This window comes from Edaphobacter sp. HDX4, from assembly GCF_036877565.1.
GTDB lineage: Bacteria > Acidobacteriota > Terriglobia > Terriglobales > Acidobacteriaceae > Edaphobacter.
Window position 1 is genome coordinate 55,221 of the sequence record NZ_JAEDXW010000008.1, and the last position, 18,799, is coordinate 74,019.

Below are 18,799 nucleotides of genomic sequence, written 5' to 3' on the forward strand. Positions count from 1 at the left end.
GATATGAGTTTTGTACAGGTGGATCCATTCCGACGTGAATTTTCACAGTCACAACAATCTCCCAGCGGCGGTGGCGGCGGTGGAGGTCAAAGCAGTCAGAACGACATGTCCAAACGGCAGAAGGAGCTGATTGCGGCAACGTGGAAACAGCGAAGTGACAGGTCGCCAGGCGCAAAGGAAAACGATTCCGCAGCTCAGTTTCTGGCTGACGCGCAGAACAAACTGCGAGACCAGGTGACGGCTCTCTCTTCTCGCATGCACAGTCGCGAACTTTCCGACGCCAATGAGGAGTTCACGGCCTTCGATAAAGACATGGAGCAGGCAGCTTCATTCATGACCCCTTCTGCGAAGAAACTGAAAGAGAAGCAGTGGAAGGATGCGCTCCCCCTGGAGCAGAGAGCATTACAGGCTCTTCTCCATGCTGAAGCCACATTTCGTCAAATTCAGGTCGAATTTGGGCAGCAGGCTGGCGGTGGTGGAGGTGGCAGCAGTTCAGCAGGACGTGATCTCGATAGTCTCTTCGATCTCGAACTTGATACCAAAAAAAATCAGTACGAAACTGCACAGAACACCTCGCCTGTCGACAAGCAGCAAAAAGACATCGATGATGTCCTAGCTAAGCTGGATGCACTTGCCAAGCGGCAAGACGAACTGTCGAAACAGCAAAAGAACTCGCAACAAACCTTTCAGGAGCGATGGCAACAGGAGATGCTGCGGCGCGAAACTGAACAACTCCAACGCGACATGGAACAGCTTGCTCGAAACGGGCAACAGAAAAGCTCAGCCGAGCAGAACCAGCAGAGCACATCTGCTTCCAGCGGTTCCGGCTCGCAAAAGCAACAGAGCTCTTCTTTGAACAACTCGTCAGCATCATCTCAAAATTCCGTTCAGGACCAGCGGATTCAACAGGCTCTTAACCGTTTGCGAGAAGCTGGCGAAGCGATGAAGCGCAACAGCGAACCGCAACAAGGATCTGATGCACCTCGCCGGGCCTCGGACCAACTAGAGCAAGCTAAGAACCTGCTGGGTGCGCATCAACAGCAATCGGCTTCTGGACGGCTGGGCTCTCTCTCCCAAGAAGCCGAGCGAATCACACAGGAAGAGCGTGCGCAAAGCGTGCGCATTGATCAATTCGCAAGTCCGGAGGGAGTCGATCCGAACAAGCGACAGCAGAACATGCAGCAACGAATGCAAGAGCGGAACAGGCTTGTTGAAGACCGGCAGCAACTCTCAAATGACCTCACCAAACTCCAACAGAAGCTACGCGAATCTGCACGTATCATGGCCCCGATCCAGCCCGAGGCCGCTGAGAAATTGCGTCATGCGATCACCGAAATGGAGGAATCTGATCTTAACAATCACCTGCAAAGAAGTGCCGACCGGATACGCAGAGGAATCAATCCGAACGCTGACGGTAGTGAATCCGAGATAACACAACAGTTGCAAAAGCTAAGCCAGCAGCTCCATGAGGCTCAAAGAAGCGCTCGACGGGGACAGCCGAACGATATCATTGCATCAACTTCAGACAGTCGGCGAGCCACCCTCGACCAGCTTAGGAGGATGCGAGAGCGGCTTGAGAGCTTTCCTGGTCTGAAAAATCAAAATACACGCCCAAAGTCGGAAGCTGAGGCGAGAAATACAACAGGCGTTCGCAACCTCCCGCAAGCAACCACAGCCAATCAGAGCCAGCAACCTCCGACTGCGGACCGGGAAAGCCGGTCAAGCCAGCCGAAGGTTTCCGCACAGAGCCCTTCAGCCCCTTCGGGGCAGCAGGGAGCCGATAGTGGACGATTGCCAAACAGCAGTGGAGCCAACACTGGTGGCGCTGCGGGCAACAGGAATACCGGCAGTGGTACATATGCCTCCGGCCCTTCGGCGAATGCTCCCTCGCCCACCTACGGAGATGCACCAACTCCCGAGCAGGTCTATCGCGATCAATTGCAGGGATTGGACCGATTAGGCCGAATCGTCCACGGCGACTCTGATCTGAGCAAAAAGGTCAGCGACCTAAAACGACGCATACAGCAGCTCGACCCCGAGAGCTTCCATGGCAACCGTGAACTGCTCGAGCAGCTACATCGAGAAATACTTAGCTCGATTGATCGCATGGAGATCGAGATAATGAATGAGGGATCAGAGACTGAAGCTCGATCGGGACGATCTTCCGTAATCCCAAACGGCTATCAAGACTCCGTCGCTGATTACTATCGCCGCTTGAGCAAATCGCACTAATCGAGGACTTGATCCGCTGCATTCGCAGAAGAGTCGGCAGTAATCACTACGTGCTCTGCTGGAGTGCTGCCAAGGCAAAGAAAACAGAAGCCGCACGATCGAAACTTAACCCTTAGCAGCTTCTACAGACCAATCGACATACATTCTCGTCACCCTCATCGTTTCTGTATTCGCTGGCTGCTCAACCATTCCGCAACAACTCGATGCCCCACCTCATAACCTGCTTCCAGGGCGGAGAAATATCCTGTGTACTCTCCATGCTTTTCTGCAGCCAAGCTCTGTGCAGCCGTCGCTCCATCCCACTGCATGTCGTAGTTGCTGGCTGTTCGCAATAAAAGAACTCGGTTCCAGTCTGCTCGTCCTTGTAATGTCAGCGAATGCAATGCCATCAAAGCTCCGGAATCATTCATCGCCGTCGTCGCCAGATGACCTACTCCATCCGTCTCGTAGTTCATCCATCAGTGAGCCCATTTGTCCATCAGTACCCCATGCCAAAATATCTCGGTCGTCAGGTTCGCTCCAACCATTACTTTGGGAGCCTCCTTTGCAGCTGAATATTTCGCTCGCAATCTCTTCATGGCATCATCTTCGGGCAGCTTCATCTCCCGTGTCAGCCCGTACGCCCACTCCGTCAGCGCGAGATTCAGCCGCACGACGTTTCCTCTGCGATTCGCTTTTGCCTCGTCACCAGTCCATCCACGTATATCGTCCTCCCAGCCGGCTCCCCCCTTCACATCGTCTTGTTTAACGCCATCCAGAGAAACAAACCTGTCTGTCCAGTCTGGCGGTATCTCTCTTGGATCAACTTCTTTCGCCAGATCGCCATTCACTACATAGTTTGTCCATACCGCGCTTCCCACCGCGCCGTCCTGTGGAGCGATCCCTGCTATTCCTTGAATAAGCCAGTGACTCTCACGCAGATCAAACAGTGAACTTTGCCCCAATGCCATTAGGTTCACGGCAGGCATCACGTTCCCCGGCCCAACAGCAACGGCAATCTCCGTGCCTTCTGCGTTCGTATGCACTGGTCGACTCATCCCCCGCACCTGGATCGCTCGGTCAAGATGGTCCCGCTCAACCCAGTACTGCAACTCGCCAGGCCTGTCTCCCACGTCCTTGCCAACCTCAAAGTACACCACCACGACAGCTACAGGTCGCAAGATTCTCTCTGGGCGACCCGCAGCGTGGATCGGAACCCATGATGCCAATGCGCCGACCCATATTGCGACTAATAACTTCAAACGAAAAATCATCTGACGCCCCTTACTGAAATTGTCTTCTTATGTTGCTAAAAGGATTTTTCAAGACGATGCCTGCTCGCATGTCATTTTGGCCTGTCTAAAGGCCCAGGATCCACCTGCTCTCTTTCCGGAGGGAGTGGAGTTAGACTCTCCGCTCCAGCGTCCTTACTCCCCGCGCTGCTCCGAAGGTGTAGCTGCTACCGAAGTTGTAGGATGTGCCTGACTCTCTGAGGCGCGGGCCGCCTCTCGAGCGCGTATGTGCCATATCCTGCCGATATCCAGATTGGGCATAAGTCTTGATTCAGAAGAAACGAAAGCAGTCAATGGTACTTTCTTGGTTCGCTTTGCACTGGTTACCTCATGTTATCTTTAGTAACCGATTCGGTGACCCATGCGAGTCCGGGAACTTAACCTGCATGGGAGAAAACCATGTCGCGATCAAACACTCCAGACAATTCCAGTCCCAAGTCGCCTGAAGAGCAAGATGTAAACCGGGATGTAAATACTCTTTTTTCAAGCTTCCGGCTTGACCAATCGAACTATCGGACCTTCAACAGGCACCGGGTCGCGAAAACTGCCGAACCCACCCAGGTAACCGATCCAGAGGTCGATTCGCGGAACTTACTCCGGATCGGCGTTTTTTCTCCCGCTGGGGGCACAGGAAAGACCACTCTTACCGCGAATCTTGGCAGCATCTTCTGGCAGCAGGACAAACGGGTGCTTCTTGTGGATGCTTCCCCCTGGCCCACCTTGGCATTTCACTATGGTGCTGTGTCATCACGGCCGGGTAGTCGATCCTTCTATGCCCCTGATGGAAAAGAGCTCCCCATCAGAATCTTTGTCCCCGAACGATCCGACAACCTGTTTTCGGATCTCAATCAGGCAGTTAAGGAAAGCTCCGTTGAGTACATCTTCTTCGATCTGAGTGGAGCCACTGGAACCGAACTCTGCACATATCTCCAACAATGTCAGATTCTCATCGTGCCTCTGCTGCCCGACTCTTCTGCTCTGAGGCATGTAGAAACCGTCAATGCACTTCTGGCCGACCTTGAGGCTACCTCTTTGAAAGTCCTGTATCTCGTTAATCAGATGGAGGAAACTCCGCTAACTGCGGACGTACAGCAGAACCTGTCTCAACTTCTCGGAGATCAGCTCTTTCCAAAAACGATCGATCGTCAGGCCGAAGTCCAGGAGGCGTTAGCTGAAGGCATCTCAGTAACTCTCTACGCTCCGGCATCCCAGGCGTCCATCGTCTGCAAGGATTTAGCAAACGGCCTCAAAATCCGGAAGACCGCGAAAGCTTCGCGTGCCCAGTTACGGTGGTCGGAACGATGAAAAGAGCAGGCGAGCTTTGGAGTCATCTTGGTGCCAGCGATAATATCATTGGGCGCGCTGGCCGCACCCTTCTCTATCTCATCTTCGGCGTCTTGGCTTATCAGTGTGTAACTCTTCGTTTCGACTGGAAACAACAGGCGATTGTCGGCTTTCTAACATTGACCATCGGCCTCACTCTTTACACGTTCTCCCAAGCCTACGTATCAACACTGATGCTGATCGTCGCTTCTGTGCTGACGACATGCCGCTATGCCATCTGGCGCGTCACGCAGGTATACAAAGCGGTCATCGATCCCAGCAGCAACTTGCGGTGGATCGAGCTCTTTTTCATGTTTCTGCTGCTTGCGGCAGAGATGTATGCCTTCGCTATTCTGCTGCTGGGTTTTATTCAAATGATCTATCCTCTGCGGCGCCCGCCCGCAGCCCTGCCAGAGAACGTGGAGGAATGGCCCGATGTTGACCTGCTGATTCCCACATACAACGAGCCCCTTTCGGTTGTGAGATCCACGGCGCTGGCATCGATTAATATCGACTATCCCAGCGACAAATTGCATGTCTTCCTCCTCGACGACGGACGCCGGCAGGAGTTTCGTGAATTCTGCGATCAGGTCGGAATTGGTTACGTCATTCGACCCGACAACAATCACGCGAAAGCCGGCAACATCAACAGCGCCCTAAAGAACATGAAGTCCCCCCTGGTCGCCATTTTCGATTGCGATCACGTCCCGACGCGCAGCTTTCTTCAGGTAACCGCAGGTTGGTTCCTTAGAGATAAAAAGCTGGGTATGTTGCAAACGCCGCACCACTTTTACTCGCCAGATCCGTTCGAGCGAAATCTTGGAAGCTACAGAACAGTCCCCAACGAGGGGGAACTCTTCTACGGTCTCCTGCAGGATGGAAATGACCTTTGGAACGCCACATTCTTCTGCGGCTCTTGCGCTGTCCTGCGCCGCACAGCTCTCAATGAGATCGGCGGAATCGCTGTAGAAACCGTCACAGAAGACGCACATACATCCCTTCGCATGCAGATGCGGGGTTGGAACACTGCATACATTAATCGCCCACAGGCCGCAGGCCTAGCCACCGAGAGTCTCTCTGCCCATGTGGGTCAGCGCATTCGCTGGGCCAGGGGAATGATTCAGATCCTGCGGGTCGACAACCCACTCTTTGCTCGAGGATTGAAGCTTTCACAACGGCTCTGCTACTTCAACGCGATGGTGCACTTCCTCTATGCGCTACCGCGGCTTATCTTTCTCACTGCTCCGCTGATATATATGCTGTTCGGCCTGCGTAATATCCCGGGGCTTTGGATCACCATTGGTGTCTACGCGCTCCCTCACTTGGTTCTCTCTACAATAACCAACTCCCGACTACAGGGTAGATATAGATATTCCTTCTGGAACGAGATCTACGAGACGGTCCTTGCGCCATACATTTTGGGTCCCACACTACTAGCACTGATCAACCCAAAGCTGGGGAAATTTAACGTCACCGCCAAGGGCGGCGTGGTGGCGAAGAGTTACTTCGACAAGAGCATCGCCCGGCCTTATCTTTATCTTCTTCTGCTCAACTATGCTGGCCTTGCTATCGCGCCGTGGCGATTCTTCGTCTGGAATGCTGACCACAAAGGCGCAGTTCTGATGAATGTCTTCTGGATTGTCTTCAACTGCGTCATTCTGGGTACGGCAAACGCGGTTGCCGTTGAGGCGCAGCAGCGCCGCGGAACCGTTCGTCTCAACCGACGTATGATCGTCTCCATTCGCACACTTTCCGGAGCCACAGTCTCCGGATTGTCCTCCGACCTCTCTATGGGAGGTGGAGCGATCCAGTTGGAACAATCCGCCGAGCTCGACCACGGAGCCCTGATCGACGTCATCTTCACTGGCGGTGTTCCTCTCGTCATTCCTGCAAAGGTCGTCCGCAGCAACGGCACTACTCTGCATTTTCAATACCGCCAGCTCACTCTCGAACAGGAAGAGTCTCTCACGCTCGTTCTTTACGCACGTGCTGATTCCTGGCTCACCCAGGAGCATGCTCCTGATCGTCCACTCAAAAGCCTCTCCTCGATCATCAGGCTTTCTCTGCGCGGCATCCGTTATTCCTTCACCAGCTTGTTACCGTCGGGGCAATCCAAAACGATCAGCCGCGAAGCGGAGATCTCCGCAACTCTGCTCCTGTGCATTCTTCTTCTCATTCCCGGGATGCTTCGGGGCGAAGCTACGGCACCACGGCCTTCACCTCATAACTTCCGAAGCGTCATCTCTTTAACCGACACTGGCCTCAAGAATGGAATGGTGCTTCACGGCGCAGATACATCAAGCAGCACTTCCTTCGTCCTCGGTTCATCGCAGATCGCGCAAAACGGCATCCTGCACCTCAGCTATCAGTTCTCGCCTCAAATGGTCGCTGGTAGAAGCTTCCTGACAGTCTCATTCAACAACACGGCGCTCCAGGACCTCGTAATGCCTGCCGAAGCAACAAAGGAAGATGCGCCTGTTTTTCATGCGGATATTCCCATCCCGGCTGAGCTTCTGAGTACGCAAAACACACTCGAAATCCATCTCCGTGGCCACTATCTCGCAAAATGCGAAGACCCTATGGATCAACGACTGTGGGCAAAGGTCGCTCCTCTCTCTACTCTGGAAGTAGCCGGTTCCCTGCTTCCCATGGCTAATGATCTAGGGGCGCTGCCAGCGCCCTTTTTTGAGAAAGATCAGACGATCTCACTCACTCCAATCAGGTTTGCGTTCGCTTCGACACCCTCGCCAACTGTATTACAAGCTGCGGGCGTACTCTCTTCATGGTTCGGCGTTCAGGCGAACTCGCATCATCTTAGTTTCCCTGTCTCAATTGGTTCTATTCCACAGGGAAACACTGTGCTGATTGCGCTCAACAACTCCCCAATGCTTGCGATTCTCAACCAGCACTTCCAGGGTCCTCACCTCACGATGCTGCAAAATCCCTCTGACCAGCTGAGCCGGATACTCATCGTAAGCGCCGATACGGAGGAACAGCTCCTAGGGTTGACTCGCACCGTAGCCGTCGGTCGGAAATTCACTGGAGATGCAGCCGCAGTCGACCTCGCCTCCCTGCCTGCTCCACGTCGCATCGGAGACGCGCCGCGCTGGGTCCAGACCAGCACCCCCTCTTCGCTGTGGAGTTACACCCAGACAGAAGAACTCAGCACGAATGGCTCTCAGCCCATCGCCTCCTATGTTCGCATTCCTCCCGATCTTTACTTCGGGGACCAAGACTCGATCAATCTTCGCCTTCAGTACGCCACTAGTCACCGTTCTGCCTCCCAGCCCGCCTACCTGCGTGTAGTTGCGAACGGATCTCAGGTAACGTACCTTCCAATCTCCCAGGACGGCGGACTCAACCAACCTCAGAACATCCAAATTCCAATTCCGGTTAGCAGTCTCCGTCCCTTCGCCAACACATTATTGTTCGAGTTCATCTTCCCCAGAGATTCACACCAGAGTCCGTGTGCAACGATCACGCCGACCAATATAACCGGCACCGTTTATCCATCTTCGAATCTGGACCTGCATCAGTTTCCGCATTGGACCGGGATGCCGAATCTTGAATTATTCGCAAACGCAGGTTTTCCCTTCACACGCTTTGCCGACCTATCTCACACCACTGTGATCTTGCCCCAACAGCCGTCCGCCCGGGAAATTACTGAAATGCTCGACCTGCTTGCTTACTTCGGCGCGCAGACTGGCTATCCCGGCTTTCGCCTGCAAGTGGGTGATAACAGCAGCTTCGATCAGGACAGCGATCTTCTGATTATTGGAACGGAATCGGATATTCCCTCCAACCATTCTCTTCTCGCAGCGCTCCCGGTCTCAATCCAGGAAGGCGTTCTCACGCATCGCGTTGATACGACATTCTCGCTGCTGAAGAGTCTCTGGACACGAATCTCTCGCTTCGATCCCGACTCTTTCTCGGACATCCGCGGTGTTGAAGAGGAGACGAGACTCGACCGCAGCCTCAACGATTCTTTCGATTCCGTGTTGCAGATGGCTAAGTCACCGGCGAGGAACAACAGATCGATCATCATGCTCGTCCTTGGGAGCGGAGAGCAAGATCCCTTCCCCGCCTTCCTGGATGTCTCTTCGTCCAAAAACATCAACGGCAATCTCTCTATCCAGCACGGTAAGGAGTTCGAGTCCTTCTCTCTTGATCCGTCGCCTTACTACGTTGGTCACATCTCTGCTCTGGGACAGCTTCGCGCAAGAATGCATCAGGCTCCTTGGCTTGGCGTACTCTTTCCTTTCGTTGTAGGTCTTCTCTGTGCACCGTGGGTCCACACCCGCCTGAAAAATCGCGCCCAGAAGAGGTTGGAAGGAGACTTCGCGTGAAGACTCTCATCCTCATGGCTCTTCTCGGATTGATGCGGACTGCCCAGGCTCATGCGCAGTCCGCATGGCCACTCTGGGATCACTATCAAAGCTATTTCATACAAAAGAATGGCCGGGTCGTCGATTACGACCGCGATAATCTCACCACCTCCGAGGGACAGGGTTATGCCATGTTCTTCGCGCTGGTTGCAAATGACCGCCCAGGTTTCGATCGGCTATATCACTGGACTACTCAAAATCTAGCGGCGGGCAATCTTCGGACCGACCTGCCCGCTTGGAGTTGGGGTCGTAGGCCAGATGGTACGCTCGGCGTTAAAGACCCTAACTCCGCAAGCGACGCCGATCTCTGGATCGCCTATGATCTTCTCCAGGCTGGCAGACTTTGGAAGCAACAGGAATATGTCACAGCTGGCAACGATCTTCTAAAACAGATCGCGAGCCGGGAGGTATCACACCTCTTCTCATTCCCTGTCTTGCTGCCGGCGCACAGTGGATTTGAACACGATGGGTCGATCACCCTGAACACAAGCTACATGCCTCTCTTTCTCATCCAAGCCGCCGCATATGCTCAGCCACAAGGACCTTGGAAGGCAATGGCCGCCTCACTACCTGCGCTTATTCATCGAACAACCATCCGAGGCTTCGCAAGTGACTGGACGAAGCTCGAGGCAGACGGACAAATACATCCGTCCGCTCCTCTCGATTCCAGCTCAGATCAGGCTACAGGCAGCTATGATGCGATCCGTGTTTATCTTTGGGCCGGCATCACATCCTCTTCAACGCCCGGCCGAGATGCTATTCTTTCCACCCTCTCCCCGATGGCTTCATACATGAAGACCCATTCCCTCCCACCCGAGTTCGTAATCGAAGGCCAGCCATCTGTACGCGGCACCGGCCCCATCTCTTTCTCCGCCGCGCTGATCCCCTTTCTGCAATCCACGCAGCAGCCCAACGCTGCTGCACAACAGCAGGATCGCCTCAAGAGTGCTTGGTCTACCCAATTCAACCTTTATGGAAATCCGCCTCGTTATTACGACCAGAACCTTGCGATGTTCACTCTGGGATTCACAGAACACAAATATCGCATTCAGAACAATGGCGAGGTAGAGGTCTCATGGCGAAGATAAATTCAAGATTGCTGCAGCGAGCAGTATTCGTTTCCATCTGTACGCTGGTCACTCCATCCATCAGCACTGCTGCAGCGCCTGATTCCCCAGCCATTCGGCTCCTCCTTGATCGCGCTAAAGCGCAGGCACAGGGTGGTCACCTCGATCTTGCTACCGCGACATGGAAGCAAATCCTTGTCTCTGATCCCGCGAATATCGAAGCTCTTCGGAACCTCGCCTCGGCGGAGGCACAGCTCGGGAATCAGCAGGAGGCACAGCATTACATCGAGCGGCTCGGAAAGCTGGGAGCCAGCGCATCCGTGATCAAGGAACTCCAGGGGATGCGCTCTCGCCCCTCTGACGCGGACCTTCTCAAGCAGGCCGCCTCTCTGTCGAGGTCAGGTCAATACCAACAGGCGATGGAGATCTACCGCAAGCTGTATGGCGACAATCCTCCTGCAGGCACGACAGCTCTCATCTATTACGATACGGAGGCCGCTATGCCTTCGGAGCGCAGTCGCGCTATCGAGGGATTACGTAAGCTGGTACGACAGTTCCCGAGCGATGAGCGGTACCCTGTCACCCTCGGAAGAGTCCTGACCTATGACGTTGCCACCCGGCACGAAGGTATGGAGCTGTTACAGCACTACCCGTCTGATCGGGCAGCGCTGGATGCCCTCAAGCAGGCTCAGCAATGGAGTCAACGCCTGGAGCCTACCCCTCCCACAACCGCTTCAGGATCTGCAGCTTCATCTTCAACTCCCACTCCACGTCCCGCTCCCGACACCTCCGAACTCTCAGCAGGGTATCGGGCCCTCAACAGCGGAAATCTGCCGCTGGCAGACCGCCATTTTCATGCTTCACTCCAAAGCGAGTCCACGCATGGTCAGGGATATGCTGGTCTTGGTTTCGTAAGCATGCGCCAGCAGAACTTCGACGAAGCCGTGCGTCAGTTCGAACATGCCATTGAGGATGGCGACAAGGACGCCAGCGTCACTCAGGCACTACAAACCTCCAGGTTCTGGCAGACAATGGGACGAGCTCAGGCAGGCTTGGATCAAAATGGTACTGATGCAGCCATCGCTGCTTATCGAAATGCGCTGACATTGAAGCCGGATAATCCAGATGCACTTACCGGAATGGGTGGGAGCCTGCTCCGGGCGGGACAGCCAAAGGAAGCAATTCCCTATCTGCAACGCGCAGTAAAGTCAGACGCGAAGTCGGTACTTGCGTGGCGCTCTCTCTTCCTCGCTCAGTCACAGGCGGGCCAGCGCTCCGAAGCGGTCAAGACCGCCGAGCTCATCCCAGCACAGGTAAGGACAAAGCTTGAGTCTGACGTTGAATTTCTTGGAACTCTGTCGACCGATTATGCTGCGATCGGTGAACAGTCCATCTCAGACCGTGTCTTGCAACGCGCTCTAAGCTTGGTCCAGGCGGACAACAGCAGCGGAACCACCACGGCCAAGCAGCTGCAATATGCTTCCCTGATGATGTCAGCAAAGCGGTACAACAGCGCCGCACGGACCTATCGCAGGATTCTCAGCCTTGATCCGGACAATGATGCTGCATGGCGAGGCATCGTTACGGCCGAGCACCTCGGCGGCAATGAAGGCGAGGCTCTTCGAGCATTTCGCCAGATGCCTCAGCCTGTCTCCGCTGCCGCACAAAACGATGTTGATTTCCTCTCCATGCTTGCAGGCATCTGCCAGTCTCAATCGCTTACTGGTGAAGCCCTCACGTTCGTCAAGCGCGCAATCAGGATTCGCCCATCCCTGCCGCTCCAGCTTCAGCTGGCATCGCTTCAGATGGCTGGAGGAAATCACGAATATGCTGCACAGCTCTATCAGAAGATCGCAGACGAGCATCCCGAATCAAAAGAAGCGTGGATCGGGTGGATCCAGGGGCTCCATGTCACGGGCCGCGATCGCGAAGCTCTTCAGCAGATCGACCGGCTCCCGGAAGATATCAGCTCAGATCTTCAGGATGATCCTGATTATCTTCAAACCGTCGCGTCCGTCTATATCGCGGCTGGGAACACCCACCGCGCGGTTGCAGCGATGCAGCAGGCAAATGACCTCTACGCAGAACGAGGGGTCCAACCTCCTCCATCCCTCCAGATTCAACAAGGCTGGCTGTGGCTGAAAACAAGAGACAACGTCCGTCTTTCACAAGTCATCCAGCAGCTGAGCAGGGATCAAAGCCTGACAGCCGACCAGCAGACGGAGCTCTCGCAGTTATGGTCAAGCTGGGCTCTCCAGCGCGCTTCACAGCTCCGTCAGCAGGGAAGATCGCAGGCTGCTATCGCGATCCTTTCAGCGGCACTCCGAGTCTTTCCCTCCAATCCGTCTGTTAATAACGCTCTGGCCGATACGTATCTAGAAGCCGGCAGCCCTAAGCAGGCGATGCTCCTGTACGCACGCCAGGATATCTCCCAGGCTGAGAAATCCGTCTGTACTTCCGCCATCAGGGCAGCTCTTGCTGCTCACGATCGTAAGCAGGCGCAGGCATGGTTACAAAGCTCTCTGGATCGCTTCGGACGCGATGCGCAGGTTCTCCAGCTTGCTGCAGAGTTCGAACAGCAACGTGGCGACTCCCGCCGCGCGGCAGCATACTATCAGGCCGCGTTGCAGGCGTCAGGTCCGGCCACGCTCGACGAACTCGCCGCGCCGCAATCCACCGTCGGTCGTCCATCTTCACTCCCTGCCACACAGGAACTCCTCAGTCTCCTGAGTTCATCAACCAGTCAGTCCGGTCCAACTCTCCCAGCAAACTCCTCGGAAGAGACCAGCACTCAGGCGTCGCTATGGCCGCATGATCCTTCAGTTGAGGTTCACTCCAGCTCCATCAGCGCTTCCCGGCCTGACGATCCGCCCCTGCCTCCCTTGCCGACCCGCTCTGCATCTCATTCGTCTCGCACGGATATGGATGCCGCTTCCCTTCCTCAGGACGACTTTAACAAGGCGACTCCACTACCACCTCTGGACAGCGAGGCAACCTCTACGACAGGTGCGCTGGCATCTCGCTCTCGCCGCGCCTTTGGAAGCGATGACGATACGGATACGCTCCCTGGAATCGAGAGAGACGATGATCAGTCTCTGAATAGCCGCGAACAGCTGCACGCCTCTGCGGCTCGCACCGCTGCTCCGAAGAGTAACCCATACCTCACAGACCCCCTTTCCGAGCCGCAACAGGCAGCCGCGCCGGCCAGAAGGTGGACGCCGCCCGCTTCTTCGCAGCCTGCCGATATGCTTGACAGTCCCTCTCCCCTCGCAATGCTTGACCCTGTTCCCACACCTGCACCGGCTCCGCTCCCCTCTCTGGCCGGCGCTCCCGCGGTCGTGCAGCGCCCCCTCACTCCGCGTGAGAACATGCAGCAACAGCTCGAGGCTATTCAGGCGTCCTCCAGCCCCTACCTTGCTGGTAGGTCCTCGGTTGGCTTGCATAGCGGGCAGCCTGGTTTCGACCGCCTGACCATCTTCACAGCCGACGTAGAGCAGTCGTCTATGATCGGCGATGCAGCCAGACTCTCCGTGATCGTTCATCCCACGCTCCTGCAGGGTGGAACTACCTCCGATAATGCAACCTACCAGCTCGGAAGCCTTCCCGCAGGCGCGATATCGGGTGCTCAATCCTCCTCAGGTGTGGGCGGAGAACTACAGCTTCGCACCCGGAGCTTCGGTGCTGCTCTGGGTTACACTCCCCACGGTTTCCTCGTGGAAAATGTCACTGGACGTCTTCTGATTCAACCTGACGCCGGCCCGGTCACCTTTACCTTCGATCGTCAGCCCATCGAGGACTCTCAGTTGTCCTATGCGGGCCTTCGCGATCCCGGTTCCGTCTCCTCTTCTTATCCCGGAAACGTATGGGGAGGTGTTATTAGCAACGCTGCCTCCCTCCAGGTTAATCGCGGTGATGCCGCTTCCGGCTGGTACATCTCCGGTGGCGGCCAGTACATCACCGGGCAACACATCCGCTCCAACTACCGCATCGACGGAGACGCCGGAGCGTACTGGGCAGCTTGGCAACGTCCTCAATATGGCAAGCTGACTGTGGGGATGAACCTCTTCGGTATGCACTTTGCTAACAACCAGCGCCTCTTCACCTATGGCAACGGAGGATATTTCAGCCCAGGAGCATATCTCCTCAGCAACATCCCTCTTACATTCGAGGGACACCAGGGAACTCGCTTCCACTATCGCGCTGCAGGATCAATTGGCCTGCAGGCATTTCAGGAAGGCTCCAGTCCCTTCTACCCCTTGGACAGCGCTCTACAGATGGCAAACAACAATCCTTATTCGACGGAACGAACCAGTGTCGGGGCCAACTACAACATCGAAGGTGAAGGCTCTTATTTGATGACAGATCACTGGCACATCGGCGGCTTCTTCACCGTCGATAACTCACACGACTACAACAACAGTCGTGTCGGATTCTATCTGCGCTACCTTACGCACTCGCAGTCGCTGGATTCATCTAGCGGCCCCACGGGATTGGATCGTAGCCGAGGCCTCAGACCGCTCCTCGTTCCCTAAGGAGTGGAGGAACGGCTTCGTAATTACATGAGAGTTTCGCTCATCCAATGTCGTGTCCACAAATGTGAACACGCGTGGCTCACTCATCGGATTCTCGCTCATCTGCTGTCGTGTCCGGGCTCTCGATTCGCGATGACTCCGCGATGGAGGAGCATGATTGCAGGAACCTGTGATATTCAAATCCGCTTTCTTTCAGTAGAGTCTTCAACTCTGCTGCTACGGACGCCACACTCTCAACCTGTTCGCGATAAAGATCTGGAGCAGCCTTCGTCTTGAGGAGAGCTGGTAGTGCAGTCCAATAAAGAAGCTCCTCAAATTGTTCCAGATTTATGTATTCGATAGCAGACGCAGTGTTGACACCAGCAAGCCAACGAACATCGCCGTCTCTCCAGAACTTCTCTGTTCGAAGGAGTGTCACTGGCTCTTCTTCGCCGGCGAATTTCAACAACACGCTTACCTGAGCCGCCGCTCTCCAGGCGGCTTCCCCTTCCATTCCAACGGAAGAGAACGTCTCCGCGAGTGCCCACCTCAGATTGAGTCTTTCGAACACCTCAAACGGCAGAAAACGTGCCTCAAGAGTCTCGAATACCAGCCATGTCATTACAGGTGCCCAACCGCGAGCTGATGACGACTTGGGATCGCAGTTTGGAAGCACAACACGTGCAGCGCTCTGCATCGTTTCGGGCAGAATAGAAACCATATGGGGCAGGTGCCGAGAGGCTTTCAGGAGAGAAAAGAAGTCCCGCCGCTCCACATCTTCTTTTAGTCCGAGCTTCTCGTACTCGGCAATCTCCTCTTTTGCTTTGCTGACTGCAGCGTGAAGACCGCCATCTAACTCTATGAGCCTTGCCACTTCTCTCTCGAACGCTTCGGCATGCACAACGAAGCCATTCAGTCGGGGATCAAGACCTTCATCTTCGTGCTCCCCTGTACTCGATGAAGTCTCCAGAGTCTCTCGTTCTTCGTCGATCAGTGTGGCGTCTGCCAATTCTTCAGCGTCTGTATGGGACTCATCCCCGAGGCTACCGTCAACATGCTCAACTCCACAAGAGATCTCCGCAAAGGTCTCGATGTTGACAGGGGATACAGCTTGGCGCAATTCTTCGAGGAGCGGACGGATTTGAAGTCTCGATAACGCTTCGTCAAGGCTATACACGCCTGAGCCATTGAGCGCGTCGCAGAGACGATCCCACGGATGCGCCGCCGTAGATTGGAACTCCCGCCAGTCCAACAGTGCTACATGCTGATATCCTCTCAGACCCAGCGTCAAGCCATGATCGCGGAAATCACTCGCACGCCGGAGATATTCAAGTCCGAGTACGTTATCCCTGTACGCGACCACGACCGATCCGTCACCTGAAAGGTTGAGTCCGGAAGCGAGGCTTCGTTGCTGCATGGAACCACTAAACTTTTCAAGGAATCCGACTGAGAGATGAATCGTACCGTGGGTAGACTGATAGCTGTTGTTGTAGACAATCACTGCACGTTCGGACCCCCGACGATTCGAGTACGCGAACACATTCTCATTGACTGACCCGTCGCCATTCCAAAAATCGTAGAGCAGGAAGTGTTCGCTTTCTGCGAAAAGATGGCGATTCCTCAGTAACGGCGCGATCAGATGCTGATGCCTGGCGACTAGATCCTCATTCGGATATTCATCAAGCATTGCCTGCTTGAAGTCCATTCCATAACGCTCGGTGAAGCCTTCGATTTGACCATGGCCAAACATCGGGAGCCCCGGCAGAGTCGCCAGCAACACGGAAACTCCAAAGTATTTGTCACCCGATCCGAACTGATCGATGGCGGTACGCTCATCGGGATTGCTCATGAAGTTGACGTAGCGCTTAAGGATGTCCGGATCGAACTCAACTGTCTTCTTCAGATAAGAACGGTACTTGGCGTTTTCCTCATCGCGCAGCATGTTCATGAAGGCGCTGTTGTAAACACGATGCATGCCCAATGTGCGAACGAAATAGCCCTCCAGCAACCAGAAGGCCTCAGCCAGCAGCAGAGTTCCCGGGACTTCCGCTGCGACACGATCCACCACCTCCCGCCAGAACTCATTCGGCATGAGAGCATCGAAGGCTTCCTGCGACATCGCATTTTCGGCTCTGGACGGTATGGAGCCTCCGGCTCCCGGTAATGGAAACCACAGACGCTGCACATGGCGCTTCGCAAGCACCATTGCAGCATCAAACCGGATGATCGGAAAGCGTCGGGCCACGTCAAGAATTACCTGAATCACGCTCTCCCGTACCGTGGCCTTCGAATAATCCAGCTGGGCCGTATCGTTCCAGGCGAATGTTGTGCCGTCGTTGCCATGATAGACATAGCGCGTAGACCCATTATTGTGGTGACGAAGTCGGAAGACAACAGCAGCATCAGTGTGATCGTAGTAGTGATCTTCAATCTTGATCTCTACACGACTGTCTGTGGAGACATCCGGTCCGTCGAAGCGATACACAGGAAAGGGGCTCTCTGAGCGAAAAAGGAACCATTCAGGATGGTCGATAACCCAATCGGAGTCGATACCCATGTGGTTCGGAACCATGTCGCTAGCAAGTCTGAGTCCGACCGCGGCTGCATGATCCCTGAGGTGCACATATGCTTCCTCGCCGCCAAGATCCTGGGCGATCGAATAGTTTTTCAGAGAGTAGGCCGACGCAACAGCGTGGCTGTTGCCGCGCAGCCGCTTGATAATCCTGGAAGCCGCGCTGCGCTCCCAAAGACCGATGAGCCAGAGGCCGGTAATCCCCCGGTCCCGGAGTAGCTTCAGCTCTTCATCGGGAATCTGATCAAGCCGATGGATGTGACGGCCGTACTTCTTCGAAAGTTGTTCCAGCCAGACATAAGTGTTTTTGGCGATCAGCACTACGGTGGGCATCCAGGCCTGATCCGCACTGAACGCTTCATATTCATGTAGCGGAGCCTGATAACCTTCGGCATATCGGCGACGTCTCGAACCATCCGGCAAGATGTCAAATTCACTTTCGAAGCCGATATATTCGTTTCCTTTGAAACCCTCATCTGCGCGTCCTGGATCTCCATGTCGGTGCCACACTGGACCAGCCGGATGAAATCTCATCCAGACGGCGATCTCTTCTTCGCGTAGAACGTCGATCGCCAGCAGTACGCGCCCAAGATCGCCACCGAGTACAGGTGCCCAATGTTCGCGAATGTAATCCAGTTGCCCAGTAAGAGATTCCGGCGATGCCAGCATCGGAGCTCGTAACGCATCGAGGAGAGTACCCAGACTCGCATCGACAGGAGGTCTATCCGCGAAATAGCTCGGCAGGATGGAAGTTGCGGTGACATATGCCGTCTCCGCCTTGAGCGTTTTATCACCGAAGAGGATACTGAAGGATGCGAAGGCAGGATTCTGATTCCCCAGCCATAGCAAAAGCATCTCTTCGAACGCAGCCTCCCGATTTGGAAGATCCTCAGTTTGCCCGCGCAACCATTCCTTGGCGGTCACTTCTTTTCGATAGACCGGCATAGATGGAAATTCTTCCGTGAAGGTCAGGAGAAGCTGGTCTCGTCTCTCCGGACTGATCTTGGAATCTAAAAAGCGGAGACCGTCGGCAAGGACAAGAGGATCAATATTTTTTCGGTAATTCGCTACAAGAGCATGGCTCAGCTCATCAATTAAGCCCATTGCAAAAAGTGCCGCACCGCTGACCGCTTCTCCCGGAAGACGCTTCGTCTCATCGAGGGTATTCAAACGCTCCGCTAATTTGCGGCTGGCAGCCACGTTCGCAAAGATGACATTTCCACTAAAACTGAATAGCAGATCGTCCAGACCAACACGATTCCGGATCGACCTGGAAATATGGAACTCCATTGCCATGCTCCCTCTGTTGCTGTGTCTTGAAATAGATCAGACGACCATCACTGATACTATTACCACCGTTCTAGTTCGATGCGTCCATCGTAGACCAGAGAATCCCTACCTTGGGAGTTCGGTCCAGCTTGCATCCGGATATCCGATC

Annotated in this window: 6 protein-coding genes and 1 pseudogene; 5 read left to right on the forward strand and 2 right to left on the reverse strand. The window is 54.8% G+C overall.

From position 1 onward, the window contains the following. The first annotated feature begins 312 nt into the window (after window positions 1-312). Entirely contained in the window at window positions 313-2,232 is a 1,920-nt protein-coding gene (locus JAO29_RS09870; RefSeq protein ID WP_334268042.1) for a hypothetical protein, read from the forward strand. A gap of 155 nt (window positions 2,233-2,387) precedes the next feature. Here the strand turns inward: JAO29_RS09870 and JAO29_RS09875 are convergent. Then, window positions 2,388-3,485: pseudogene (locus JAO29_RS09875) on the reverse strand (purine nucleoside permease). A 417-nt stretch (window positions 3,486-3,902) separates the two neighbouring features. Here JAO29_RS09875 and JAO29_RS09880 point away from each other — a divergent pair. From JAO29_RS09880 to JAO29_RS09895, 4 genes are read left to right on the forward strand one after another with little or no spacing between them, the layout of a single operon-like run. After that, complete coding sequence (locus JAO29_RS09880) at window positions 3,903-4,808, forward strand: nucleotide-binding protein (protein WP_334268043.1); 906 nt, start codon at window positions 3,903-3,905, stop codon at window positions 4,806-4,808. Then, window positions 4,805-9,172, forward strand: a complete 4,368-nt coding sequence (gene bcsA / locus JAO29_RS09885; protein WP_334268044.1) for a UDP-forming cellulose synthase catalytic subunit — start codon at window positions 4,805-4,807, stop codon at window positions 9,170-9,172. The genes JAO29_RS09880 and bcsA overlap by 4 nt, the downstream gene beginning before the upstream one ends. Continuing rightward, a complete protein-coding gene (bcsZ, locus tag JAO29_RS09890; RefSeq protein ID WP_334268045.1) occupies window positions 9,169-10,299 on the forward strand; it encodes a cellulose synthase complex periplasmic endoglucanase BcsZ in 1,131 nt (376 codons plus the stop codon). The genes bcsA and bcsZ overlap by 4 nt, the downstream gene beginning before the upstream one ends. Beyond that, window positions 10,287-14,810 carry a cellulose synthase subunit BcsC-related outer membrane protein gene (locus tag JAO29_RS09895; protein WP_334268046.1) on the forward strand — a complete coding sequence of 1,508 codons (4,524 nt, stop codon included), beginning with the start codon at window positions 10,287-10,289 and terminating at the stop codon, window positions 14,808-14,810. The genes bcsZ and JAO29_RS09895 overlap by 13 nt, the downstream gene beginning before the upstream one ends. Before the next feature lie 79 nt (window positions 14,811-14,889). Here JAO29_RS09895 and JAO29_RS09900 read toward each other — a convergent pair whose 3' ends face one another. Beyond that, on the reverse strand, window positions 14,890-18,651 hold the full coding sequence (locus JAO29_RS09900; protein WP_334268047.1) for an alpha-amylase family glycosyl hydrolase: 3,762 nt from the start codon (window positions 18,649-18,651) through the stop codon (window positions 14,890-14,892). Window positions 18,652-18,799 lie beyond the last annotated feature (148 nt).

Excerpts from the sequence above, each read along its gene's own strand:
- JAO29_RS09880 (WP_334268043.1), top strand. The coding sequence starts at position 3,903 with ATGTCGCGATCAAACACTCCAGACAATTCCAGTCCCAAGTCGCCTGAA.
- bcsA (WP_334268044.1), top strand. The coding sequence starts at position 4,805 with ATGAAAAGAGCAGGCGAGCTTTGGAGTCATCTTGGTGCCAGCGATAAT.
- JAO29_RS09895 (WP_334268046.1), top strand. The coding sequence starts at position 10,287 with ATGGCGAAGATAAATTCAAGATTGCTGCAGCGAGCAGTATTCGTTTCC.
- JAO29_RS09870 (WP_334268042.1), top strand. The coding sequence starts at position 313 with ATGGAGCAGGCAGCTTCATTCATGACCCCTTCTGCGAAGAAACTGAAA.
- JAO29_RS09900 (WP_334268047.1), bottom strand. The coding sequence starts at position 18,651 with ATGGAGTTCCATATTTCCAGGTCGATCCGGAATCGTGTTGGTCTGGAC.